At 68.7% G+C, this 24,897-nt stretch carries 20 protein-coding genes and 1 pseudogene; 15 read left to right on the top strand and 6 right to left on the bottom strand.

The window, feature by feature from the left end:
• Positions 1–129: 129 nt before the first annotated feature.
• The 4 genes from AB0H49_RS06045 to AB0H49_RS06030 all read left to right on the top strand — a co-directional run bounded on the left by AB0H49_RS06045 (position 130) and on the right by AB0H49_RS06030 (position 5,222).
• Entirely contained in the window at positions 130–1,614 is a 1,485-nt protein-coding gene (locus tag AB0H49_RS06045; protein ID WP_355001372.1) for a PfkB family carbohydrate kinase, read from the top strand.
• A gap of 205 nt (positions 1,615–1,819) precedes the next feature.
• Entirely contained in the window at positions 1,820–2,440 is a 621-nt protein-coding gene (locus AB0H49_RS06040) for a GTP cyclohydrolase II (RefSeq protein ID WP_357247703.1), read from the top strand.
• Positions 2,441–2,537: 97 nt separating this feature from the next.
• Entirely contained in the window at positions 2,538–3,227 is a 690-nt protein-coding gene (locus AB0H49_RS06035) for a GTP cyclohydrolase II (RefSeq protein ID WP_357247700.1), read from the top strand.
• Between the two features lie 162 nt (positions 3,228–3,389).
• The gene (locus tag AB0H49_RS06030; protein ID WP_357247697.1) at positions 3,390–5,222 is read left to right on the top strand and encodes a long-chain fatty acid--CoA ligase; all 1,833 of its coding nucleotides are present in this window, start codon (positions 3,390–3,392) and stop codon (positions 5,220–5,222) included.
• Positions 5,223–5,286: 64 nt separating this feature from the next.
• On the opposite strand, the gene AB0H49_RS06025 is transcribed toward AB0H49_RS06030, so the two are convergent.
• Both AB0H49_RS06025 and AB0H49_RS06020 read right to left on the bottom strand, forming a co-directional pair.
• Positions 5,287–5,811, bottom strand: coding sequence for a YbhB/YbcL family Raf kinase inhibitor-like protein (locus AB0H49_RS06025; RefSeq protein ID WP_357247694.1), 525 nt, complete (start codon positions 5,809–5,811; stop codon positions 5,287–5,289).
• 30 nt (positions 5,812–5,841) lie between these two features.
• Positions 5,842–7,203, bottom strand: a complete 1,362-nt coding sequence (locus tag AB0H49_RS06020; RefSeq protein WP_357247690.1) for a M20/M25/M40 family metallo-hydrolase — start codon at positions 7,201–7,203, stop codon at positions 5,842–5,844.
• 316 nt (positions 7,204–7,519) lie between these two features.
• On the opposite strand from AB0H49_RS06020, the gene AB0H49_RS06015 reads away from it, so the two are divergent.
• The gene (locus AB0H49_RS06015; protein ID WP_141810689.1) at positions 7,520–8,026 is read left to right on the top strand and encodes a CD225/dispanin family protein; all 507 of its coding nucleotides are present in this window, start codon (positions 7,520–7,522) and stop codon (positions 8,024–8,026) included.
• A complete protein-coding gene (locus AB0H49_RS06010) occupies positions 8,023–8,445 on the top strand; it encodes a DUF2752 domain-containing protein (protein ID WP_357247686.1) in 423 nt (140 codons plus the stop codon). The genes AB0H49_RS06015 and AB0H49_RS06010 overlap by 4 nt, the downstream gene beginning before the upstream one ends.
• Positions 8,446–8,447: 2 nt before the next feature.
• Here the strand turns inward: AB0H49_RS06010 and AB0H49_RS06005 are convergent, their stop codons facing one another.
• Positions 8,448–9,974, bottom strand: coding sequence for a cytochrome P450 (locus tag AB0H49_RS06005; protein WP_357247683.1), 1,527 nt, complete (start codon positions 9,972–9,974; stop codon positions 8,448–8,450).
• Positions 9,975–10,238: 264 nt separating this feature from the next.
• Here AB0H49_RS06005 and AB0H49_RS06000 point away from each other — a divergent pair, with 264 nt between their 5' ends.
• The 4 genes and pseudogenes from AB0H49_RS06000 (at position 10,239) to AB0H49_RS05985 (ending at position 18,726) form a co-directional block, all read left to right on the top strand.
• Positions 10,239–10,868, top strand: coding sequence for a GNAT family N-acetyltransferase (locus tag AB0H49_RS06000; protein ID WP_357247680.1), 630 nt, complete (start codon positions 10,239–10,241; stop codon positions 10,866–10,868).
• 13 nt (positions 10,869–10,881) lie between these two features.
• Positions 10,882–16,284 (top strand): annotated as a pseudogene (locus tag AB0H49_RS05995) (beta-ketoacyl synthase N-terminal-like domain-containing protein); the annotation flags it as partial.
• 43 nt (positions 16,285–16,327) lie between these two features.
• Entirely contained in the window at positions 16,328–17,317 is a 990-nt protein-coding gene (locus tag AB0H49_RS05990) for a beta-ketoacyl reductase (protein WP_357247981.1), read from the top strand.
• Complete coding sequence (locus tag AB0H49_RS05985; protein WP_357247978.1) at positions 17,314–18,726, top strand: aminotransferase class I/II-fold pyridoxal phosphate-dependent enzyme; 1,413 nt, start codon at positions 17,314–17,316, stop codon at positions 18,724–18,726. The genes AB0H49_RS05990 and AB0H49_RS05985 overlap by 4 nt, the downstream gene beginning before the upstream one ends.
• 147 nt (positions 18,727–18,873) lie before the next feature.
• Here AB0H49_RS05985 and AB0H49_RS05980 read toward each other — a convergent pair whose 3' ends face one another.
• From AB0H49_RS05980 to AB0H49_RS05970, 3 genes are all read right to left on the bottom strand, one after another.
• Positions 18,874–19,245, bottom strand: coding sequence for a hypothetical protein (locus AB0H49_RS05980; RefSeq protein WP_355001383.1), 372 nt, complete (start codon positions 19,243–19,245; stop codon positions 18,874–18,876).
• Positions 19,246–19,291: 46 nt separating this feature from the next.
• A complete protein-coding gene (locus AB0H49_RS05975; RefSeq protein ID WP_355001384.1) occupies positions 19,292–19,726 on the bottom strand; it encodes a T6SS immunity protein Tdi1 domain-containing protein in 435 nt (144 codons plus the stop codon).
• 637 nt (positions 19,727–20,363) lie between these two features.
• On the bottom strand, positions 20,364–21,158 hold the full coding sequence (locus AB0H49_RS05970; RefSeq protein ID WP_357247676.1) for a DJ-1/PfpI family protein: 795 nt from the start codon (positions 21,156–21,158) through the stop codon (positions 20,364–20,366).
• Positions 21,159–21,591: 433 nt separating this feature from the next.
• On the opposite strand from AB0H49_RS05970, the gene AB0H49_RS05965 reads away from it, so the two are divergent.
• The 5 genes from AB0H49_RS05965 to AB0H49_RS05945 are packed head-to-tail and all read left to right on the top strand — an operon-like array spanning position 21,592 to position 24,891.
• A complete protein-coding gene (locus tag AB0H49_RS05965; protein ID WP_357247673.1) occupies positions 21,592–22,200 on the top strand; it encodes a hypothetical protein in 609 nt (202 codons plus the stop codon).
• Positions 22,201–22,205: 5 nt separating this feature from the next.
• Positions 22,206–23,465: an SRPBCC family protein gene (locus AB0H49_RS05960; RefSeq protein ID WP_357247670.1), complete on the top strand. Its 1,260-nt coding sequence runs from the start codon at positions 22,206–22,208 to the stop codon at positions 23,463–23,465.
• Complete coding sequence (gvpJ, locus tag AB0H49_RS05955; RefSeq protein ID WP_097244002.1) at positions 23,462–23,860, top strand: gas vesicle protein GvpJ; 399 nt, start codon at positions 23,462–23,464, stop codon at positions 23,858–23,860. Before AB0H49_RS05960 ends, gvpJ begins: the two co-directional genes overlap by 4 nt.
• Complete coding sequence (locus AB0H49_RS05950) at positions 23,860–24,651, top strand: GvpL/GvpF family gas vesicle protein (RefSeq protein ID WP_355001388.1); 792 nt, start codon at positions 23,860–23,862, stop codon at positions 24,649–24,651. Before gvpJ ends, AB0H49_RS05950 begins: the two co-directional genes overlap by 1 nt.
• 3 nt (positions 24,652–24,654) lie before the next feature.
• Positions 24,655–24,891, top strand: coding sequence for a gas vesicle protein GvpG (locus tag AB0H49_RS05945; protein WP_355001389.1), 237 nt, complete (start codon positions 24,655–24,657; stop codon positions 24,889–24,891).
• Positions 24,892–24,897 lie beyond the last annotated feature (6 nt).

Below are 24,897 nucleotides of genomic sequence, written 5' to 3'. Positions count from 1 at the left end.
TTTTGTCCGGTCAATTGCCGGAGTATCTTGGGGATTGCCGGTCTCATTGCCCGCTAAACACCCATATCGGGGCAATCTCCGCACAAGCACAACGAATTGGCAACGACGCGATGGAGGGCGGACTCGCCGATGGCTCCGCAGAATCCCCGCACGATCGCGATTCGCGACATCCTGACCCGCTTGTGCACCTACTACGGGCTGCGCCCGGAACGCTTGGGCCACACCGAGATCGACGTCACCAGCCTGCTCGAGCTGCCGATCGTCCGTCAGCACGCGCAGCGCACCGGGCGGCCCGCGAGCGAGTCCCTGCTGCCTGTCGTGCGCGACACGGCGCGGCGGTTGCCGCCCACCGATCGTCTGATCGCCGATTCGTCGTTGGCTCTCGGACTTTTTCGTGACAACCCCCCTGACGGAATCGATCTGGCCCGTCTCTACGCCGACAAGCTCGGCCCGCGCCGCGACTATCTCGTCGAGCACTGGCTGGGCCTGCACCGAGCGCTCGGCGTCGACCGTGTTCCCGAAGCGCCGACGGTCAAACGGCTGCGGACCTCGTCGGAGGGCGACACCTTCACCGCCCTGGCCGAGCTGCTCACCGCCGACACGGGCTACGCCATTCCCAAGGCGATGCCGAGCGGCAAGATCCTTGTCTCGCTCCCTGATTCGGTGCGCCGGCCCAAGTCGGTGACGGTGGTCGGCGACGCCGTCATCGACCATCTCTATCGTGTCGACGGGTTTCCGACCGCCGACCGAACGGCCAACGGCAGCTTCTTCCGGCCTCCCGGTGGCAAGGGCCTCAATCGCGCGGTGGCGGCCGCGCGCCTCGGTTTGGACGTCGCGCTGGTCTCCGCGGTCGGCGACGACGAGGACGGCGCGGAGATCCTGGACTTCCTGACCAAGGAGAACGTTCGCTGCGATCTGGTGAAGACTGTCGAGGGCGGCCGGTCCCCGGTCACGGCCGTGATCATGAACGACAGCGGCGAGACGATTCTGATCGGGTGCAAGGACGACAGGGTCAAGCTCGAGGTGGCGGATCTGCACACCGGAGCCGTGCACGCGGCGATGGCGAGTTCGGAGGTCGTGCTGCTGACCCTCGAGCACCCCAAAGGCATCGCCGAACAGGTGCTCGCGATGGTGCGCGGTATGCGGCCCAGACCGAAGGTGATCGTCTGTCCGTCGCCGAGTCCGGCTGTGCCGCAGGACCTTTACCCGTATCTCGACATCGTGGACTACCTGGTCGGATCGCCTTCGGAATTGAACGCGATGCTACCGGTCGTCACGACCGCCTCCACCGCCAAAAGCGCACAGATCCTGCGCGGGCTCGGAGTTCGCACGGTCTGCGCGATCGAGAAATTCAGCTGCTCGGTGTTTTCGGAGCCCTTGGAACTCGAGGTCGGACACTTCGAAGGGGCGTTGAAGAAATCACCCGGCGCCGCCGCCGCGTTCTCGGCCGCGTTGGCATGCCGTCTGATCGAAACCGACGGTGAGCTGGCCGCGAAAGACTTCGTCTGGGCCACGGCGGCGATGATTCCCACCCAGCAGCTCGGCGCGGTGCCGCGCGCGATGCCGGACCGGGACCGAATCGACGATGTGGTCCGGCAGGGCAGCGGATCGTGACCAGGGCGGCGCGGCCGAAATTAACGCAAAAGACCTGGTAGTAACATGTGTGTTCGCTTCGCGCGGGGTACAGTCTCGAGGTCATCTCGGATGTGCGGCAGCGGCCGCACCTGTTGAGTCGGAGGAGCGGTTGACGACGGTTGCGTCGGATCTTGCCGAAGCCGGTCATCGGTTCACGCGCAAGGGGCGTGACACTCGCGTTCGCGTGATCGAGTTACCCGATCGCGGCGACGGAGGCGGCCACATTCTCGTCTTCGGGGACATCACCGACGGTTGTCTGGTCCGGGTGCATTCGCGATGCCTCTACGGCGAGGCACTGCGGTCGGACGACTGCGACTGCGGCCCGGAACTGGACAAGTCCCTCGACATGATCCAGGACGCGGGGTCCGGGGTCTTGGTCTATCTCGAGCAGGAAGGCCGCGGCGCCGGTCTGCTCGCCAAGGCGCGCGGATACCTGGAGAGCGAACAGTCCGGCGCGGACACCTTCACCAGCTACGAGAAGCTGGGCTATCCGCCGGACGCGCGCTCCTACGAGCAGGCGGCTTGCGCGCTGGTCGACGTGCTGAACCTGCGCAGCGTCCAGCTGCTGACCAACAATCCGGTCAAGATGCACGCGCTGCGCGAAGCCGGTCTCACGGTGCAGGTGGTGCCGCTGGTGACCGAGGCGTTGAGTCAACGCGCCATCGACTACCTCGACGCCAAACGCCGCAGGCGCAGGCACTGGATTCCCAACGGCGAATCGCCGTGGTCGGCCGAGCAGACCATACTGCCCCGGTCGGAGGCCGCCGAGCCCCCACGCGAAAGCGCGCCGCCCGTTCTGGTCTAGCCACTGCTGCGACGCCCGGCCTGCGGCTACCATAGATGGATTGCGCGACTGGGGATTCCGCAGTTCGCCGGCCCGCTGCAGCGTGCATCGGAGGGGCATGGACCAAGCGGCATTCCATCTCCGCGAGACCGGGCATCGTCTGACTCGCAAGGGACGCGAACTCCGCGTTCGAGTCATGGCGATACCCGGCGCCGAGGACGGCGGGCACGCCATGATCTTCGGTCCGATCGCCGATGCCTGCCTGGTGCGCATCCATTCGCGCTGCCTCTACGGCGACGCGCTGCGCTCCGACGATTGCGATTGCGGGCCCGAACTCGATCTGTCGATGGACATGATCCAGAACGCCGGATGCGGGGTGCTCGTCTATCTCGAACAGGAGGGCCGCGGCGCCGGATTGGTCGACAAGGCGCGGGGTTTGCGCACCAGCGAGGTGTTCGGGCTGGACACCTTCGACAGCTACGAACGGTTGGGGCTCTGCGCCGACACCCGCTCCTACGAGAACGCGGCCCGCGCGCTGGTGCACCTCGGTCTGCGCTCGGTGCGGCTGCTGACGAACAACCCGGACAAGGTGCGCGCGCTGACCGATCTCGGCATCGCGGTCACGGTGGTGCCGCTGGTGACTCGGCCGCGCAGCGAGCGCGCCCGCCGGTACCTGGAGGCCAAGCGACGAAGGCGCGGTCACACGATCCCGGACGAGAGCGCGTCGGCGCTCGGGCGAGCGGTGTGGCGATCGCGATGGCGGTGGTTCATGCCGAGCTGCTGGTGGCGTCGACTTCTCGCGCTGTAAAGGCCGTCACTTTTGTCCAGGTCTGGCTACCATGAGTGAGCCACGCCACTCGTTGACCCCGCATCCGGCGAGAAGATGACCTAGAGTCTGGCGCAATGCGTCAGCGCTTGGCGCCGAGCGCATCGGGTCGGTTCACCGACAGGATCATCGGGAACAGGGAAAATGAGCACTACAGAAATCGGTTACGCGCACGAATCAGGCAAGACGGTCTACACCGTTCCCGAGGCGTTCCAGGAGACCATCAAGCTGCGGCCGGATCAGGTCGCGCTGCGCACCGTCGGCGGCACGACCGAGATCAGCTGGCGGGAGTACGGCAGACGGGTCGAGGCGATCGCGGCCGGACTCGCGGCATTGGGCGTCAGCCGCGGCGACACCGTCGGGATCATGCTCACCAACCGGCCCGAATTCAACCTCGTCGACACCGCCGCACTGCATCTGGGCGCGACGCCGTTCTCCATCTACAACACCAGCTCCGCCGAGCAGATCGCGCACCTGTTCACCAACGCCGAGAACAAGGTGGTGGTCACCGAACGCGTGTTCCTCGACGTGATCACCAGCGCGGGTGTCGAACTCGCGCACACGATCGTCGTGGACGGCCCGGCCACCGGCGCGACCACGCTGGCGGAGGTCGAGGCCAACCCGGCCGCCGACTTCGATTTCGCCGCCGCCTGGCAGGCCGTGGAGCCCGGCGACCTGGCCACCCTGATCTACACCTCGGGCACCACCGGCCCGTCCAAGGGCGTGGAGATCACCCACCGCAACGTTCTCGCCCAGATCATCGCGCTGGTCAACGGCGCGCTGCCGGTCGGCTTCGACGACCGGGCGATCTCCTACCTGCCCGCCGCGCATGTCGCCGACCGCATCTCCGGGCACGCCATCAGCCTGCTCACCGGCATCCTCATCACCTGCGTTCCGGATCCGCGCGAGATCGCCGCGGCGCTGCCCGACGCACGCCCGACCGTCTTCTTCGGCGTGCCGCGCGTGTGGCAGAAGATCAAGGCGGGCATCGACGGCAAGCTGGCCACCGAACCGAGCCCGGTCAAGAAGTCCTTGGCGGCCTGGGCCATCGGCACCGGCGTCGCCGCCGCGCGCGCCGATCTCGCGGGCAAGGGACGCGGTCCGGTGCTCGGGTTGCAGTACAAGATCGCCGACGCGCTCGTGCTCTCGAAGCTGCGCCACGCCCTGGGCTTGGACAACCTGAAGGTCGCCGCGTCCGGTGCGGCCGCCATCCCGCCGGAGACCCTCGAGTACTTCCTCGGTCTGGGTTTCACGGTCACCGAAGTGTGGGGAATGTCCGAGACTTCCGGCGTCGCCACCTTCACCGAGCTGGACAAGCCGCGCCCCGGTTCGGTCGGCCGCGCGGTGGACGGGCTCGAGCTGCGCCTCGGCGAGGACGGCGAGCTGCTGGTGCGCGGCCCGATCGTCACGCCGGGCTACCGCAAGCAGCCCGACAAGACCAAGGAGGCGCTCGACTCCGACGGCTGGCTGTCCACCGGCGACGTGGCGACCATCGACGCCGACGGCTATGTGCGGATCGTGGACCGCAAGAAAGAGCTCATCATCAACGAGGCGGGCAAGAACATCTCGCCCACCAACATCGAGAACGCGGTGAAGGCAGCGTCCTCGCTGGTGGGTCAGGTGGTCGCGATCGGCGAGGCCAAGCCCTACATCTCCGCGCTGATCGTGCTCGACCCCGACACGGCCGCCATCCGGGCCAAGGAAATCGGCGCTCCCGCCGAGGATCTCGCGGCGCTGGCCACCCGCAAGGAGATCGTCGACGAGGTGCTCGCCGCGGTCGAAGCCGGTAACCGCAAGCTCTCGCGCGTCGAGCAGATCAAGCGCTTCACCATCGTCGGCAAGCCGTGGGAGCCGGGCGGCGACGAGCTGACCCCGACCATGAAGCTCAAGCGCAACCCGATCGCGGCGAAGTACGCCGAGGAGATCGCGACGCTGTATTCCACCCCGCTGCCCGAGACGGTGGTCAACGTCTCCTGAGTCGTGCTGGAAGCACTGTGGCCCCGAGCGAAAAGCTCGGGGCCACGGTCGTTTTCGGGCGAGATTACTGCTCGTAGGTACCGATCAGGGTGGCGCGGGCCAGGGTGTGGGAGAACAGGTTGAAGCCGAGGAAGGCGGGCGACGCGTCGGCGGGGATGTCCAAGCTCTCCACGTCCACCGCGTGCACCACGACGAAGTAGCGGTGCGGGCCGTGGCCGGGCGGCGGTGCGGCGCCGACGAATCCGGCGAAGCCGCCGTCGTTGCGCAGGGTCACCGCCCCCGCGGGCAGCGAACCGCCCTCGCTGCCTGCGCCGCTCGCCAGCGAGGTGACCGAGACCGGGATGTCGGCCACGGCCCAGTGCCAGAAGCCCGAAGCAGTCGGGGCGTCGGGGTCGTAGACGGTGACGGCGAAACTCTTGGTCTCGGCCGGGAATCCGGACCAGGACAGCTGCGGGGAGACGTCCTTGCCTCCGGCGCCGAACACGCCGCTGACCTGATCGTTGCCGAGCGGGCTGCCGTCGGTGACGTCTTCGGAGGTGAGGGTGAAATCGGGGACCTGAGGTAATGCGTCGTACGGGTTGTAGGTCATGGTTCCTCTTTCGAAGCCGTGGTGTGCGGATCAGCTGTGCAACAGGAAGTGTTCCAGTACGCGGGTGCCGAACTCGAGAGCGTCCACCGGAACACGTTCGTCCACGCCGTGGAACAGGGCGCTGAAGTCCAGTTCCGGCGGCAGCCGCAGCGGTGCGAAACCGAAACAGCGAATCCCCAGGCGGGCGAACGCCTTCGCGTCGGTGCCGCCGGAGAGCATGTAGGGCACCGTGCGGCCCTGCGGGTCGTTGGCCAGGATCGCGTCGTTCATGGCGTCGACCAGGTGCCCGTCGAAGGTGGTCTCGTAGGAGTCGAGCTTGGTGATCCACTCGCGTTCGACATTGGGGCCGATCAGCTCGTCCACCTCGCGTTCGAAGGCGGCCTGGCGGCCCGGCACCACCCGGCAGTCCACCACCGCCTCCGCGGTCTGCGGAATGACGTTGGCCTTGTAACCGGCCTGGAGCATGGTGGGATTGGCGGTGTCGCGCAGGGTGGCGCCGATGATGCGGGAGATGGTGCCCAGCTTGGCGAGCTGGCCCTCGATGTCCGGGCTCTCCGGGTCGAAGGGGATGCCGGTCTCCTCCGACACCGCGGCGAGGAACTCGGCCACCGAATCCGAAAGCACCAGCGGGAAGGTGTGTTTGCCGAGCCTGGCCACCGCGTCGGCGAGGATGGTGACCGCGTTGTCCTCGTGCAGGAACGAGCCGTGCCCCGCGCGCGCCTTGGCGCGCAAGCGCATCCAGCCCAGCCCCTTCTCGGCGGTCTCCACCAGGTAGAGCCTGCGTTCACCGCCGTCGCGGCGCGGCACCGTCAGCGAGAACCCGCCGACCTCCCCCACCGCCTCGGTGACACCGTCGAACAGGTCGGGGCGGTTGTCCACCAACCACTGCGAGCCCCACTTGCCGCCGTTCTCCTCGTCGGCCAGGAACGCGAAGACGATGTCGCGGGGCGGCACGGTGCCTTCGACCTTGAACTGGCGCGCCACCGCCAGCATCATGCCGACCATGTCCTTCATGTCGATGGCGCCGCGACCCCAGACGTAGCCGTCGCGCACCGCGCCGGAGAACGGGTGCACGCTCCAGTCCGACGCCTCGGCAGGCACCACGTCCAGGTGCCCGTGCATCAGCAGCGCGCCCCGGCTGGAATCGGCGCCTTTCAGTCGCGCGAAGACGTTGCCGCGGCAGGGCGCACCGGATTCCACGTATTCGGTGGTGTATCCGACCTGGTGCAATTGATCGGCCACCCACTGGGCGCATTCGCGCTCACCCTTCGTGGTGGCCAGATCACCCGTGTTCGAGGTGTCGAACCTGATCAGTCGACTGACCAGCTCGACGACCTCGTCCACCGCGCGAGATCTGCTGTTCGGACCGGAGCCTTCGCCGTTAACGGACACGTCCCCTTTCCTACCACTCGTCGCCGGTGCGGCGCTCCGCCACCGCGCCGCGAGTCCGCACGCGACGCGCCGTGGCGTGCGCGATCGCGGCGCCGTCCGTTAGCGATCAGCGTGCGGCAAACCCGTGCCCGCGGCCGAAACATGCTGTCGCGGCGGGCGGCACCGCGGCGGACGGCCGACAGGAACTGGTGGATCCGACCCACTACACTGCCGGAGACCTGGTCGACAGACTGTCAAGGTCGTTCGGGGGGCGTGCTCGGAGTTCCGCCGAAATCAGACCCGCGCTCGCCGAGCGTCGACGACAAGTGAGGAATTGATGACGTACCCCCCGCCCCAGCCCGGCTTCGACCCGTACAAGCAGTCCGACCCGTACGCGCAGCAGCAGCCGCAACCGGCGAGCGACCCCTACGCGCAGCAGCCCGGGTACCCGGCCGCGCCGGGGTATCCCGCGGCGCCGGGTTACCCTGCCGCGCCCGGCTACCCCGCGGCGCCGGGTTATCCGGCCGCGGGTGGCTACCCGCCCGCCCCGGGCTACCCGGCCGCTCCCGGTTACGGCCCCGGCTACAACCCGGGAACGCCGCCGGAGAACAACATGGTGTGGGCGATCCTGGCGACGGTGTTCTGCTGTCTTCCGTTCGGCATCGTCGCGATCATGAAGGCGGCCAACGTCAACAGCCTGTGGGCGCAGGGGCAGGCTGCCGAGGCCTACCGTGCCGCCGAGGACGCCAAGAAGTGGACGATGATCTCGGCGGTGTGCGGCGTGATCGTGTTCGTGATCGCCCTCGTCGCCAACATCGCGCTCATCGGAGCCTCCGGGGTGTGAGCACGCCCGTCTCCGTCTCGCACCGGCTGGCCGCGCCCGTCGCGGTCGCCGGTGCGGGCGCACTGGTCTGCGCCGCCGTGCTGTGGGCCGACCCCACCACGCCCGGCGGCGTCATCCCGGTCTGCCCGTCCAAGGCGCTGTTCGGCATCAACTGTCCCGGCTGCGGCAGTTCCCGCATGCTGTACTCGCTGCTGCACGGCGATCTGCCCGCTGCGCTGCACTACAACGCTCTCGGCCTGCTCGCGTTGCTCGCGCTGGTCGGCACGTTCGTCTTCTGGACGCGCGACCGCGTCCGTGGCCGCGACTCGGTGCGCTGGTATCAGTACCGCAACGCCCCGCACGTCACCCTCGCTCTGGTACTCGGCTGGCTGGTGCTGCGCAACATCTCGTTCGCGCCCTTCACCGCTCTGCGCGTCTGAACTCAGGCGCGCGGTGTCGCCGTCATCGGGACCGGCCCGTCCGGCCCGCCGGTGAACGACAGCGCCCGCCGAATCGGTTCCTCGGTCGCCAGGTCCATATCCATGCGCTGCGCCAGAACCGCCAGCGACAGCACCATTTCCATCATCGCGAAGTTCTGCGCGATGCAGATGCGTTTGCCCGCGCTGAAGGCCAGCGATCCGTGCCTGCGTTCGGTGGTCAGGTTCTCCGGCAGGTGCCGCGAGGGGTCGAAGCGTTCGGGGTCGGCCCAGACCGACGCGTTGTGGTGCACACCGTGCAGGCTGATCACCACCGTCGTCCCCGGCTCGATCCGGTAGCCGGCCAGCACATCCGGTCCCTTCGCCACCCGGGTCAGCCCGATGATCGGCGGATACAGTCGCATCGATTCGGCCAGGACGGCTTTGGTCCACACCAGCTCGTCCACATCGGCGGCGGCGGGGGTGCGCTCGCCGAGTACGTCGCGCAGCTCCTCGTCCATCCTGGCGCGGGCCTCGGGATGCTCGGCGAGCAGCTTCCAGGTCCAGGTCAGCGCGGTCGCCGAGGTCTCCATCCCAGCGCCGATGAAGGTCATCAGCTCGTCGTGGATCTCGTTGTCGCTGTAGGCGTGGCCGGTTTCCGGATCGCGCGCTTCCATCAGCAGGCCGAGCAGATTGTCTTTGCGCGCGATGCGGCCGTCGCGGTGATCGGCGACGAGGGTGTCCACCGCCCGCTCGATGCGGCGCAGCTCGAGCATGATGTGCGGGGCGGTGAGCCAGGTCAGACAGCGCATGGCGCGGATGGGGACGCGTGAACCGGCGCGCCGCTCTTCGGGTGTCGTGCATCGGACGACGAACGTCGACAGCGCACGCAACGGCCTGCTGATGTTGGTGGCGAAGCCGACGCCGAAGAACTTCAGCAGGTTCGTCAGCCGGATCTGGGAGATGGGGCCGGACAGGTCGGTGCCGAACATGGTGCGCGCCACGATGTCCAGGGTCAGCCGGTTCATCTCGGCGCCGATGTCGACCGAGCCGTCCGCGGCGCAGACGCGCAGGATGCGGTCGGCGGCGTCGGCGGCCGCCTCGGTGATCGGTCCGGCGAACTGCTCGATGTTGCCGCGCGCGAAGATGGGCTGCACGAGGCGGCGGTTGCGCTGGTAGCGCCGGTCGTCCATATCGGTGACGAGGCCCTGGCCGAAGGTCACCGCCATCATGTCGTATTCCGCGCTCTTGCAATAGTTTTCCTGATTCGAGACCAGGATGCGGCGGGCCAGTTCGGGGTTGCGCACCACGGCGTAGCGCAGCATCGGCATGCGCGCGACGAGCACGTCGTCGGCGCCGGGCAGCTCCACGGTCAGGTAGTGCACCAGCGTCCGGTCGCGCCAGCGCGGAATCAGCGCGGCGGCGTAGCGCCAGGACTGCGCCCAGCCGACCTCGGTGCGATGCCAGCGCATGGGCGCGGGCTGCCAGCGCGGCGGGTGCAGGGTGGTGTCGCCTCGGTCGTCGGTGGGTTTCTCGGTTGCCGATGTCGTCATGCGGCAGTCCTCATCGTGTGTGAATGCGTATGCGCCGAAAGGTGTTCGGCCCGTGCGGGCTCGGTCGAAGAGTAGACGACGCGTCCGGCGCGCGACGGGTCCTCGCGGCCCGTCGAAAGTACCGGCTTGCGGGAACTTTTTTCCTCGATTACCGGCGGGTAGCTTTCCGTCGCGCGCTGCCGCCGATTGGTGTACGTTGCTGTTTGTAAATAGAAATTCCTGCTCGGGCAGGGGTTTTCACACAACCCGTCACGAAAGTTCCTGGTGCCTCAGACGTTCGACGACGTAGTGGTGCGAACCGCTACGAAACAGGATGTGCCCGAGCTGGTCTCGGTGCTGGATCGAGCCTTCGACGCCGACGATCCGTTCGGCGAGTACATGTTTCCCGACCCCGCGCAGCGTCGCCGCAACCAGCCTCGGCTGACCAGGGCGATGATCCGCCACCAATACCTGCCCGCGGGCGGGGCTCTGGTCGCGACCAGTGCGGGACGCATCGTCGGAGGCGGACTGTGGCAGACCCCGGACTACCGCTTCGGGCCGCTGCGCTACCTCGCCTCGATCCCGGAATTCGTGTGGGCCATGGGTTCCGGCGGCCCGCGCGCCTTGGCGATGGACGCCACGATCAGCAACCTGGCCAAGGGCCTACCGCACTTCTTCGGCGTGACCCTCGGCGTCGATCCCGCGCACCAGCGCGGCGGGGTCGGCCGGGCGGTGCTCGCCTACGCGATCGCGGAGATCGAACGGGTGGGCGCGCCGATGTTCGGGGTCTGCAAGGACGGCAATGTCGCCTACTACCGGGCGCTGGGGGCACTGCGAGTGGGCCGGGTGCGGATCGGACGCACCGGTCCCCTCGTCAACGTGATGATGTGGCTGCCGAGCAGCCTCGCCGAGTGAAGGAGCACATTTCGTGACCGACATCGCGATCGTCGGCATCGGCTGCCGCTACGCCGGTGGCATCGACTCGCCGGACACGTTCTGGGATTTCGTGGTGGACAAGCGCGACGCGGTCACCGAGATCCCGGCCGACCGCTGGGACTACCGCCGCTACTACGACCCCGACCGCCGCGCGCCCGGCCGGATGTACACCAAGCGCGCCGCGTTCCTGACCACCGATCCGTGGGCGTTCGACCCCGACTTCTTCGGCATCTCCCCGCGCGAGGCCACGGCGATGGACCCGCAGCAGCGGCTGGTGCTCGAGGTCGCGTGGGAAGCCCTCGACGACGCGGGCATCGCGGGCCGCACCGGCGAGGCGCCGGTCGGGGTCTACCTGGGCGCGTTCACCCTCGACCAGCTCGCGGCCGGCTTCACCGGCGAGGCGGTGCCGCACATCGACATGCACTCCTCGGCGGGCGCGTCCTACACGATGCTGTCCAATCGAATCTCCTACGCGCTCAACCTGAGTGGGCCGAGCGTCACCGTCGACACCGCGTGCTCCTCGTCGCTGGTCGCGCTGCATCTTGCCTGCCAGGCGCTGCGCGACGGCGACTGCCGCACCGCACTGGCGGGCGGGGTGAACCTGATGCTGCAACCGGGCACGTTCATCTCCATGTGCAAGGGCGGTTTCCTCGCCGAAGACGGACGAAGCAAGTCCTTCGGAGCCACCGCCGACGGATACGGGCGCGGTGAGGGCGCGGGCATGGTCGTGCTCAAGGCACTCGCCGATGCCGAAGCCGACGGCGACCGCGTCTACGCGGTGATCGAGGCGACCGGTTCCAACCAGGACGGCCGCACCACCGCCATCACCGTGCCCAACGCCGAGGCACAAGAGGCGCTGGCGAAATCGGTGTGCGCGCGGGCGGGCATCGCACCGCACGAGGTGACCTACGTCGAGGCGCACGGCACCGGAACGCCGGTCGGCGACCCGCTGGAACTGCGCGCGATCGGGCGGGCCTACGGCGCCGTCGCGGGGCGCACCGCGCCGTTGGGTGTGGGGTCGGTGAAAGCGACCCTCGGGCACACCGAGGCCGCCGCGGGCGTCGCGAGCGTCATCAAGGCCGCGCTGGCCATCTTCCGGCGCACGCTGCCGCCGCAGGGCTGGCTCGACGACGAACTCAATCCAGACCTCGCGCTCGACGAGCTGCGGTTGACGATTCAGACCGAGGCGCAGCCGGTCGGTCCCGAGGAGTGGATGACGGTGGCGGTCAACGGGTTCGGCTATGGCGGTACCAATGCCCATGCCATCTTGCGGGAGTACCGGCCCGCCCATGGGCGAGGGACCGCGCCCGCGGCGTCCGTCGCGGCGCACGTGCCGGTCGACCGAGCGTCCACGTCGGTTGATCGAGCGCTCACCTTGGTCGGTCACACTCCGGCAGCGTTCGATACCGCTCCCGCGGCTGCGGCAACCGCCCCGCGCCACCGTGGCGTGCTGCCCATTTCGGCGCGCAACGAACAGGCCGTGCGCGAGCTCGCGGCCGCGTACGCCGAGCTGCTCGCCACCGGCGCTGATCTCGATCACGTGGCCGCAGCGGCCTGGACCAGGCGGCACCACCACCCGTTTCGGGTCGGTGTGCCGTTCGTCGATCCCGCCGAGTTGATCATCGACCTGCGCGGCTTCGCTGCGGGCGAGGGTCGCGCACCGGTGCGCGCCGTCGGAAACCCCTCCGTCGGACCGGTTTTCGTGTTCACCGGTATGGGTCCGCAGTGGTGGGGCATGGCGCGGGATCTGCTCGCCACCGACCCGGTCTTCGCGGCGGCGGCCGAACGTGTCGACACGGCGTTCACCGCCCTGGCCGGTTGGTCGATCCGCGCGGAACTGTCCCGTCCCGAGCACGAGTCCCGGGTGACCGCGACCGAGATCGCTCAGCCCGCGAACTTCCTCGTCCAGGTCGCGCTCTTCGAAACGCTTGCGGCGCTGGGTGTCCGGCCGTCGGCGGTGGTCGGGCACAGCGTCGGCGAGGTGTCGGCCGCCTACGTCACCGGCATGCTCTCGCTCACCGACGCGGTCGCGGTGGCCTATCACCGCGCCCGTCTCCAGGCCACGACCGCGGGCACCGGCGGCATGCTCGCGGTCGGCCTGCCCGCCGAGGAGGCGGCCGACCTGCTCGGCGCGGGCGTCGACATCGCCGCGATCAACAGCCCGACCGCCGTCACGCTCTCCGGCGCGATCGACCGGCTCGACGAGATCGCCGAAATACTCACCGAGCGCGGCATTTTCGCGAAGCGACTACAGGTCGAGGTCCCGTACCACAGCGCGCTGATGGATCCGATCCTCGACTCCCTGCGCGCCGCCCTCGCCGACTTGACCCCGCGACCCCCGTCGATCCCGCTCTACTCCACCGTGACCGGCGACCGGGTGACCGAGGCGGACTGGGACGCCGACTACTGGTGTGCGAACGTCCGTCGGCCGGTGCGCTTCGCCGCGGCGATTCGCGGCCTGATCACCGCGGGCGAACGCGTCTTCCTCGAAGTGGGCCCGCATCCCGTGCTGGCCGCCAACCTGCGCGAGCTGCTGCTGCACGCGGGCGAGAAAGGCGCCGCCGTCGCGACGCTGCGGCGCAAGCAGGCCGACGCGGTCAGCGTGCGCGAGATGATCGCCGGGCTCTACACCGCGGGCGCCCTCGACATCCCCGCCTTGGTCGGCACGGCGCCCGTCGCGCACCTGCCGCTCCCCCGCTACCCGTGGCAGCGCAAGCGCCTGCGCTCCGACCTGCCGGGATCGTCACAGCAGCGGTACGGCACTCCCGGCCTCTACACCATGCTCGGCGACCCTGGCTTGGACGACGAGCGGCACTGGACCGTCCCGATCGCCGCCGAGGTGCTGCCCTGGATCGATGATCACGTCGTCGACGGCTCCCGAATCCTGCCCGGCGCAGCGTATTTGGACGCGGCGTTGAGTGCGGCCGCCGTCGAGTACGGCGCGAGCGTCGAACACGGCATCGCCGCGGTGGAGCAGGTGCGGTTCATCGCGCCACTGCTCGTCGAACGCGGCGACGTTCCGGTGATGCAGTTGCGCGTGGAGGAGTCGACCCGCCGCTTCACCATCCGCTCCCGGACCGCGGTCGGGACGACGTGGACCGTGCACGCCACCGGCCGGCTGGTCGAGGGCGCGTTCGAACCGGGCAAGATCGCGGTCCCCGACACCGCCGCCATGACGCCCGTCGTGCCCGAGACTCTCTACGACGACCTGACAGCGACCGGCGTCGCCCACGGCCCGGCCTTCCGATTGGTGCGGGAAGCCTGGGTGGACGGCGACACCGTCGTCGCGACGCTGGACGCGAGCATCGCCGCGACCGCCGGGCATCTGGCGCACCCGTGCGTGCTGGACGCGGCCTGGCAGGTCGTCTCCCTCGGCGACGCGGGCGGGCCCGAACTGACCGGTGCGGTCATCCCCGTCGGCGCGGCCGCCGTGCGGATGTTCGCGCCGCTGCCCTCGCGCGCGGTGGTCGTCGCCCGGCTGACCGAACCGCTGCGCGCCGAGGTCGCGGTGCTGGACTCCGAGCACAACCTGGTGTTGCAGATCGTCGGCGCGAAGTTCCAGGCGGTGCCGTTCGGCGGCGGGCTGCGGCGCCGGCTCGAAGACCTCTACTACGAGGAACGCTGGACCCTGCGCGATCCGCTCGACCGCGCGGCGCTGCCGCAGGCCGCCACCGCGTACACCGTCGTCGTCCCGCTGTCCGGCGCCGCCCCCGCCCGCGTCGAACAGGTCGCGCGTTCGACCAGCCGAGCCGAAATACTCTTCCCGGCAAACGATTTCGAACAAGCGCTGGCCGAGCGGCTGAGTGCCGCGCACGCCACCGAAGGCGTCGACCGCGTGCACGTCTGCGTGGTGGCCGGGACGAGCGCGGACCCGGTCGCCGACCTGTGGCTGTTGAGCAGGCTGGCGCTGATCGTGGAAGAAGTCGCCGACGAAATGCATCCCGAGCCGCTGCCGTTGACCGGGGACGGCTCCGTGCACGTGACTTTGGTGACCGAACGCGCCTTCACGCATCCAGAGGACACGGCCGTGCCCAATCCCGCCCACGCGGCCCTCGCGGGCGCGCGCCGGGTGTTGCTCAACGAGCAGCCACCGCTGCGTTGGCGTCTGGTCGACATCGAACCGGAGACCTCCGAAGCCGAGCTGCTCGCCGAACTGTCCGTCCCTGGCGCGTTCAGCGCCGACGGGACCGACGAAGTGTTCCTGCGCAACGGATTACGGTGGTGCACCGTCGTGACGCGCGCGCTGCCCGACCGGCTCACCGCTCTCGACGATCCGGCGCCGCTGACCGATCCCGAGGCCAATTTCGTCCTCGACATCCCGCGCTCGCGCGTGCTGTCCCAGCTCGGCTGGCGCCGCGCCGCGCGCCGGGCCCCCGGTCCCGGTGAGGTCGAGGTGCGGATGGCCGCCATCGGACTGGGCTTCAAGGACCCGCTCAAGATTCTCGGCGTCCTGGGCGCGGACGACTTGGGTGAGACCCACTTCGGCGTCGCGCCGGGCATGGAGGGCGCGGGCACCGTGGTGCGGGTCGGCCCCGACGTGACCCGGTTGCGCGTCGGCGACCGCGTCGGGCTGGCCTCGGCGGGCATGATCGAACGCTTCCACGTCGCCAGTACCGAGGTCGTGGGACCCGCGGCGGAGAGCATTCGGCCGGAACTGTGCACCTCGACGGTCTCCTTCGTCACCGCCGAGTACTCGCTGCTCGATCTGGCGCGGCTGCGCGCCGGGGAGACGGTGCTGGTACACGGGGCGGCGGGCGGCGTCGGGGCTTGCGCGATCCAGGTCGCCAAGCGGCACGGCGCGCGAGTGATCGGCACCGCGAGCACCGACGAACGGCGCGCCTACGCGCTGGAGCAGGGCGCGGACGAGGTGGTGAACTCGCGGTCGCTGAACTTCGTCGACGACGTCCTCGGCCTCACCGACGGCCGCGGCGCCGACATCGTCATCAGCACCGCGCCGGGCGAGATCGTGCACCAGAACTTCAAGGCCGTCGCCGAATTCGGGCGCATCGTGGAGATCGGCAAGGCCGACATCTACTCCGGCGGCGTGCTGGACCTGCGCAACTTCGACAAGAACGTCGCGTACTTCTCCTTCGATCTGGACCGCATGCTGAAATTGCGCCGGGCCGAGGTGGTGGCCAGGGTGCAGGCGGTGAACGAGAGACTCGCCGACGGCACCTACCGTCCGCTGCCGTACCACAGTTTCGGCGTCGACGAGGTCGGGGCCGCGTTCGAGGAGGCCCTGCGCTCGACCCGCCTCGGGCGCATCGCCCTCGACCTCACCGGCGAAACACCGCCGGTACGACCGCAATCCGCCGACGTGCCCATCGATGCGGACGGCCGCTACCTGATCACCGGCGGCTTCGGCGCTTTCGGCCTGGCCACCGGCCGCTGGCTGGTCCGCCGCGGCGCGCGGCGCCTGGTGCTGATCGGCCGCGGCGGTGCGGGGCACCGACACCGCCCGCGCGCACCTGGACACCTGGCGCGCCGAAGGGGTCGAGGTGCTCGTCGAGCGCGCCGACGTCACCGACGCCGATGCGATGCGCGAGGTCGTGGCGCGCGTCCACACCGAAGCGCATCCGTTGCGCGGTGTCTTCCACGCGGCGGGCGTTCTCGACGATCAGCGCATCACGACGATGGACCGGGCCAGCCTGACCGCCGTCTTCCGTCCGAAGCTCGACGGAGCGCTGGCATTGCACACCGCACTGACCGCCGCGAAGGTGCGCCCCGACCTGATCGTGCTGTTCTCCTCCGGCAGCGCCATCATGGGCGGGATCGGCCAATACTCCTACACCGCGGCGAATCTCGCGCTCCAATCGTTCGCCGACCAACTGGCGCGCCGCGGCGAGCGGGTGCTGTGCATCGGCTGGGGCGCGATGTCCGGCGGCGGCATGGTCGACGCCGACGAGAACGTGCAGCGCTACCTGCGCATCGCGGGCTTCGAGGCGATCGATATGGACGACGGCACCGAATACCTCGGCGAGGCATTGCGTCTCGGCGTCCGGCAGGCCGCGATCATCCCGGTCGACTGGAGCAAGGTGGTGCTGGCCGCGCCGCAGCTGGCCTACACCGCGCGCGTCGCCGAGCTGATCGCCGCGGCCTCGGAGGACAATTCGGCCGCGGCGCGGCTGCGCGGCGAGATCGTCGCGCTGGACGAGGCGCAGCGCGCGGCCGTCGTCGGTTATGTTCTCGCCGAACAGCTCGCCGAGGTGATGGGCGTGGCGCCGGATTCCATCGACCTGTCGGTTCCGCTGCCCGAACTCGGCCTGGATTCGCTCATGGCGGTCGAATTCGGCGCGCTGGTGAGCAAGACCCTCGGTGTGGAGATGAACAGTATGCAGCTGGGTCGTTCGTTCAGCCTGGCGCAGGCCGGCGCCAGGATCGCCGAGATCATCGTGGGATCCGTAAGCGCCCAGGCGGTTCCGGCATGACCGACGAGCGGGACATCGCGCGGCGGCTGCTGGCCGGTGCCCGCGAGCGCGACACCGCCGCGCCGCCGGATCGGCCCAAAGCCGCGCAGGCCACTCCGCGCACCAGCGCGCGGCGCGGACCGGGACGCCAGTTCGCCGACCATCCGGCCGTGGTGGCGGCGCTGGAGAAGCAGGCGGCGATCCAGCGGCTGATCGACGCCACCGGGCTGCCGCATCCGCTGTTCCTCTCGCCGGAAGGACACAACGGCGCGGTGATCCGTTCCGGCGGAAACGCCTTGGTGAACTACAGCTCCTACAACTACCTGGAGTTGGCCGGACACCCGCGCGTCATCCGCGCCGCCAACGAGGCCGCCGAACGCTACGGCACCTCCGCCTCGGCCACCCGCATCGTCACCGGGGAGATCCCGCTCTACGGCGTGCTCGAACGCCGCCTCGCCGACATCTACCGGGCGGGCGCGGCGCTGGTGACCTCGAGCGGGTTCCTCACCAACGCCGCGGTGATCGGCTTCCTGCTCGGCGAAGGCGATGTCGCCGTGTGCGATTCGCTCGCGCACGCCAGCCTGGTCGCGGGCACCCAGTGGGCGGGGTGCCGACGAGTCACCTTCCGGCACAACGATCCCGAGTCGCTCGCCGCGCTGCTGCGGACCTGCCGCCACCAGTTCGATCGGGCGCTGGTGATCATCGAGGGCCACTACAGCATGGACGGCGACCTCGGCCGGATCGCCGAGATTGCTGCCGTGGCACGGACATACGATTGCGCGGTCCTCGTCGACGAGGCGCACGCCATCGGCGTCCTCGGCGCCACCGGACTCGGCAGCCGGGAACACTTCGATCTGCCCGGCGACCTGGTCGACATCTGGGCGGGCAGCCTGTCGAAGGCGCTCGGCAGCACCGGCGGGTTCATCGCGGGCGACGCCGACCTGGTTCAGGCGATCAAGTACGCCGCGCCCGGCATGGCGCTCTACACCGCGGGACCGTCCCCGGCCAACGTCGCCGCCGTCCTCGCCGGGCTCGACGTGCTCGCCGACGAACCCGACCGGCTGACCCGCCTGTGGTCGAACGCGCGCTTGTTCACCGGCGCGCTGCGCGCGCGAGGCATGAATCTCGCCGACTCCGAATCGACCCCGATCGTGCCGGTCATCGTGCCCGGTGAGATCCGCGCCGGATACGCCGCGGCGGCGCTGCTACAGCGCGGCTACAACGCGGGCGCCATCCTGTCCCCCGTCGTGCCCGCGGGCGCCGAACGGCTGCGGTTCTTCCTGACCAGCGAACACACCGAACGCCAGCTGCTCGACACCGTCGACCAGCTCGGCGAAATCCTCGACATCGTCCACCACATCCCGGACCTCACCATCGGAGCCTTCGAGGCCCCCGACCAACTCGGCCCCCTGCCTGTCCCCGGACGCTGAGATCGGCGCGCGTTCGTTGCTCGAGCCCACCTCACTCCGTTCCAGTCGGGGGTGAAGCCGAGATCGGTGTGTGTTCGCGGACCGAGCCCACCCGACCGGACCGCGGGGCGGATGCTGGGACGTAGCCCGGCCTCGTCGCGGTTGCCATCACCGCTTCTTGTCGGGCGATGGCAACCGGACCGCGTCCCAGGGCACCCAGTGCCGCAGGGTCGTCTCGGTGAGCTTGTTGCGGGTGCGGTAGTCGACCGCGACCTCGGCATACCAGGCGACGTAGTGCCCCAGGTGCAGCCGGACCCAGCCGTACTGGGTCGCCTGGACCCACGGTTCTTGGAACCTCGGGTCCAGGCTGTTGGACGCGACGCCCAGCGACGGACGCTGCGGTCCCGGCCGGTTCGGCAGCAGCCAGATCCGCTTCGGATCGACCAGCACGGGACGTGGTCGCGGCAGTCGCCGGACCGCCGACCAGCCGTCCTCGCTCACCGTCGACCACCCGACCCGGCCGCGCTGCAATTCGAACACATGTTCCCATCATGACATGTCTACGGACCGGTCGGAATGCCCCCCGCTACTGAAGTTGCTGAGCTTGCGCGACGAGCTCGAGAAACGTCCACAACTCGCCGGTGTCGTAGGTCTCGGGCGCCTCGCTGCCGCCCAGGAACGGATAGGGCGTCGCGATGTAGACCTGCTCCGGCGCGAGCGGCCCGAGCAGGTCGCGAATCCGCGCCACATGCTCGGTGCGCAGCACGTAATCGGCGAACCCTTGCTCGCGCAGCACCCGATCCGCGAACTCGGCGGGATCGGCGAACGCGCCATAACCCTTCGCGGCGGCCCGATAGGGATGCAACACCGCGCACTCCCCCGACTGGCTGTTCACCAGGAACGTGTGCCCGAGATCCGAATACCCGAAAACGAGATCGAACTGCGGAAAATGCGGCGCCCACGCCGGCATCGCCTCGACCACCGGCCGCTGCCCGATCAACTGAAAACCCTCGACTGTCACGCACCGATCCAATCAGCCGAGACCGCCCGCTGTCTCCACGCCGCGCGGTTCGTCGCGCCTCGGCGAGTCGTAGCTCGATGACCACCGATGTCGCCGTCGAGGTCGCGGGCTGCTCGACCTGCCGGACGACGCACCGGTCGCGGCATCGATTTCGGCGGGGATCGCACGGCTGACAGACGTTCGGCGCGAACACGATCGCGCGGATGTTTTGCGAATTGATGACGGCGATATGTCGATTGCGATCAAAAATCGCGAATTGTCTGCGGTGGCGGTGCTTGTCGAGTTATCGTCGGCAGGCTCACCGCCATTCCCGCGCAGATCGAAGCGCCCGCGGCGAGCGCCCAGGTCAGTGAACCGGTCAAAATCGCAACGCCGCAGGCCAGGGCCGTGGCGATGAGAGCGCACAGCACGGCCGTACCGCGCTCGATGCCGATTATTCGGCGAGCTCGGTCGTTCCGTGAAGTCATATCGTTGTAGTACCCGAAGGCTCCGTGATTGAAACGTTATTCTTTGTTTCTTTTCTCGGGGCGGTGTTTTCGTCGCGTACCGCGAGCACACGGCTGGGAGTGCGCGAAAGAGGTTTCGCCAGGGCGGGCTTGCAGAAATTGATCATGACGGCGTGCCCGGCAAGCCCACATCATTCCCGTGTGACACCGGCAAGTGGTGCGCTTGCCCGAACCTTCGCGACGAAGGCGGCGCCGAGTGCCTTGGCGGAGTAGGGATCCTGCCCGGTCAACAGCTCGCGGTCGTCGACGATCTTGCTGCCCATCGGCAGCCGGGTCTGCTCGACGCGCGCGCCGCACTCGCGCAGCAGCTCGGTCGGATCGACAGCGAGGTGACCGCGGAACCGGCGCGCCACCGGGACGACGCTGAGCATGGTGTCCACGACGGTCTTGAAGCACGTCATCCGGTAGCCGTCGTAGATCCAGCGCCCATCCACCTTCGGGGCCGCGGCGAGCGCGGCAGGTGCGTGGCAGATCAGCGCGGTCGGCCGGTCGTGGTCGTGGAAGTACCGCAGCAGCGCACCGAAGTCCTCGTTGCGCGAATCGTCGGTGAACGCGTCGCGGTACAGCAGGTCGACCAGCGGCGCGTGGCCGCCGGGGACGAACACCGCGTCGAAACCGGCGAGGTCGCGCGGCGAAGCGGCCAGGTCGGCGAGGTCGGCGGGCTCGGCGAGGCCGAGCTCGAGCAGGCGGGTGTAGCTGGTCAGCGCCGCGTCGCGGGCGCGGCGGGACATGCCGAAGTACATCAGGCTGCACGAGGTGCCGTCGATCGTCGGGATCTTGCCGCCCGGTGTCGCGAACGACAGCCGGAAGCCAGCGGCGAGCATGGCATCGGTCGGCTCGACGAGTTCACCGAGATAGGTGCCGGTCGGTTCACTGCCGCCCTCGCGCAAAGGGATGCGATCGGCGGCGGACACCACGACCAACACGGTGCGGAGCGCACCAGCACTCCGGCTGGCGGCAGGCGAATTCGAGGCGGTCACAGCCGTCGCGTACCCGCGCGACTTCGCACGAAACCGGCGGTGAATTCCGCTCGTTCGCAACTCTTTTGCCACGGCATGCCCGCCGTACCGCAGCCGAACGGGCCATCTGGCTATCACACAGCTCATCCAGGCCTTCGATCGTTCGATCTCGCACCCGCGTCGAGGTCCGATCACCCGTTGTGCGCGCTCGTGCGTTTCACATATCGGACCGCTCCGGCTTTTCGCAGGAAGAACGCGGTTACAACCGCCTCATATTCGGCGTAGCGTCGAAGACTAGGGGCGTGATGTGATCCGGCCCACCTCTGAACGAGTGAGGCTGCAACCGGGCTCCGTTTCGCACACGCGCTGATATAGAGCGGATGGCAAACCAGGAGTGACCATGAAGGGTGGAGCGAGGCTGGCGGCGGGGGTGGGGATCGGATACGTGCTGGGACGCACGCGCAAAATGCGACTGGCGTTGATGCTCGCGGGCGCGGGATTGAGCAGGCAGGCGGGGGGCCCGCAGGCGCTGCTGCAACGCGGTGCGTCGGTGCTCGGGTCGTCGAAGGAACTGACCAAGATCACCGACACGATTCGCGGTGAGCTGATGGACGCCGCGCGGGCCGCGGCGGTCAGCGCCGCGAGCAACCGTATAGATGCGTTGAACGCCCGCCTCCAGGGCGGCGGGGAGACCTCCGAGGCGGACGAAGACACCGGCCAGGAGGAGCGGCCCGACGACGCGGACGACTATGCCGAAGAAGACTACGAATCCGACGAAGACCGGGAGGGCGAGGACGAAGACCAGGAGGACGCCGAGCCCGAGAAAGGCAAGAAGTCTTCATCCACCCGCTCACGCACGCCCACCCGCCGTCGGGCCGCGGCGACCAGTTCCAAGCGGACACCGGCCAAATCGTCCGGCTCCGGGGAGCGTAAGCCGACGGGCTCCCGACAGCGTCGAGCCCGAGCCGACACCGCCGACAGCGCGCCGGTGCGACGCACCAGGAGGTGACGGCGATGGCTGCGAAATCTCTCGAAGACGTCACCCGCAAGCTCGGTGAGACCGCGACCGGAGCCGCGAGCCGGGCCAAGAAGACGGCCGGTTCCGCAACACCGCAGCAGCAGCTGCAGGACTCACTGCGGAACCTCACGGGAACCATCGCCGAGCGTGCGCTCACGAGTGTCGCCGGCCGGGTAGCCGGGACAGCTGATCGTCTCACCCAAGTGGCCGAGGGCGGCGGCGGCAACCTGCTGTCGGCGTTGACCGGGGTCGAGAAGCTCGCCGAAGGCAAATCACCGATATCGGCGGCGATGAGCGCGGGTATGGACAAGCTCAAGAGCTCCGCCACCGAGAAGTTCCAAGACGTGAAGGAATCCCTGACCGGTGGTAAAGGCAAGGGCAGCGGCGGCAAGAAGCTCAAGCTGACCAATATCGTCGAGCACATCGATGTCGGTGTCCCGATCGACCTCGCCTACGACCAGTGGACCCAGTTCGCGGACTTCCCGAAGTTCATGAAGAAGGTCCAGCAAGTCGAGCAGGTCTCCGACGAGAAGCTCGAATGGTCCGGCAAGGTCTTCTGGTCCAAGCGGACCTGGAATTCCACCATCGTCGAACAGGTGCCGTTCGAGCGGATCGTGTGGCGGTCGAAGGGCCACAAAGGTTATATCGACGGCGCGGTGACCTTCCACGAACTCACCCCCGATCTGACGCGGATCATCGTGGTGCTCGAGTACCACCCCGCCGGGCTCTTCGAGAAGACCGCCAACCTCTGGCGTGCGGCCGGACGCCGGGTTCGTCTGGAACTCAAGCACTTCCAGCGTCACGTCATGACCGAGAGCGTGCTGCACCCAGACGACATCGTGGGCTGGCACGGCGAGATCCGCGACAAGAAGGTGGTCAAGGACGACGAGACCGCCCGTCGTGAGGAGGAAGAAGGCGAGGACGAGGAACGCGACGAGGCCGGCGAAGGTGAGGAATACGACGAAGCCGAGGAAGAGGAGACGGACGAGGACGAAGAACCCGACGAAGACGAAGAACCTGACGAGGACGAGGACGAGGGCGAACGCGACGAGGCCGAGGAAGAAGAACCCGACGAGGACGAAGACGAAGAACGCGACGAGGCCGACGAAGGCGAAGAGGCCGAGGAAGACGAGCGGCCCGCCCGTCGGCCCGCGGCGCGCCGGCGCACCACCTCGACGAGTCGTCGCACCACATCAGGGAGCAGGCGCGGCACCACGGAACGCCGATCGACCGCGCGCAGGAGGCAAGAAGCATGACCATCGAACCCGCGGGTGGCGGAGGTGTCGCTGCTCGCCCGAATTCTTCGGGCTTGGCCGACGTCATCGACACGATTCTGGACAAAGGTCTGGTCATCGACGCGTTCGTGCGCGTGTCGCTGGTCGGTATCGAACTGGTGACCATCGACGCCCGAGTCGTGGTGGCCAGCGTCGACACTTATCTGCGATTCGCCGAGGCCGTCAATCGACTGGAAATCTCCGACACCGAACCGAAGGGTCTGCCGGATCTGGTCGGGGAGGTCGCCAGCGGCGGTGCCAAGCACAAGACCCAGGGCGCGCTCGAGGCCGCCGGCGAGAAGGTCCTGAACTTCATGGACGACGTCGAGGCGAGGCGCGAGAAGCAAAGCCGGTCGACGAAACGTAGGGAGGATTGATGTCCACCGAACAAGCGACCGAAGCGCGAGAGAAGGAAAGCGCTGGGAGTACCGCGGTGTACGTCTACGGAATCGTGCCCGCGGATGTGGAACCGGAAGAGCAGGCCTCGGGAGTCGGCGATCACGGCGTCACCGTGGTGCGACATGGAGACATCGGCGCGCTGGTCAGCGAGATCTCGACCGACCGCCCGCTCGGTACTCCGGCCGACATGACCGCGCACGCGGAGCTGCTGGACGGCTCGGCCGCCGTGACACCGGTGCTGCCGCTGCGGTTCGGCGCCGTCATGTCCACCGCCGAAGCGGTGGAAAAGGAGTTGCTCGAGGCCCATCAGGACGAATTCCGCGCGGCGCTGGAGGAATTGGAAGGTCGCGCGCAGTTCGTGGTCAAAGGTCGCTACGTCGAGAAGACGATCCTGCGGGAACTGCTCGCCGAGAACGCCGAGGCGGCTCGATTGCGCGACGCGATCCGTGACAAGGAAGCGGATGCCACGCGGGACGCCAGGATGGCACTCGGCGAGATCATCAACCAGGGCATCGAAGCGAAACGAGCCCAGGACACCCGTCGGGTGCTCGACGCGCTCGACGAGCTGGACCCCCTCGTCAACGAGCGGCCCCCGACCAACGAGCAGGACGCGGTGCACGTCGCGATCCTTGTGGAGCTGGCCAGGCAGGGCGACTTGGAGGATGCGCTGGCTCGGCTCGCCGACGAGTGGGAGGACCGCGTGACCTTGTCGCTGCTCGGTCCGATGGCGGCCTACGACTTCGTGATGAAGCGCGCACCGGAGGGCTGATCGGTGGGTTTGATTTCGGCGATCGTCACGTTGCCGCTCGCTCCGGTCCGCGGCGTGATCTGGCTCGGTCAGGTCATCCAGGACGAAGTCGAACGGCAGCTGAACGATCCGGCGACCATCCGGCGTGAGCTCGAGGCGATCGACGAGGCCAGGGCGGCCGGTCAACTGTCCGAGGAAGAGCACGCGCAGGCCCAGCAGGCGGTCCTCGACCGGATGATGCGCCCGCGCGGCACCGCCTGACCGGAG

This window comes from Nocardia sp. NPDC050713, assembly GCF_040654315.1.
Lineage (GTDB): Bacteria > Actinomycetota > Actinomycetes > Mycobacteriales > Mycobacteriaceae > Nocardia.
The sequence above is the reverse complement of the archived record's forward strand: the minus strand, read 5'-3'. Positions and strand labels throughout refer to the sequence as shown.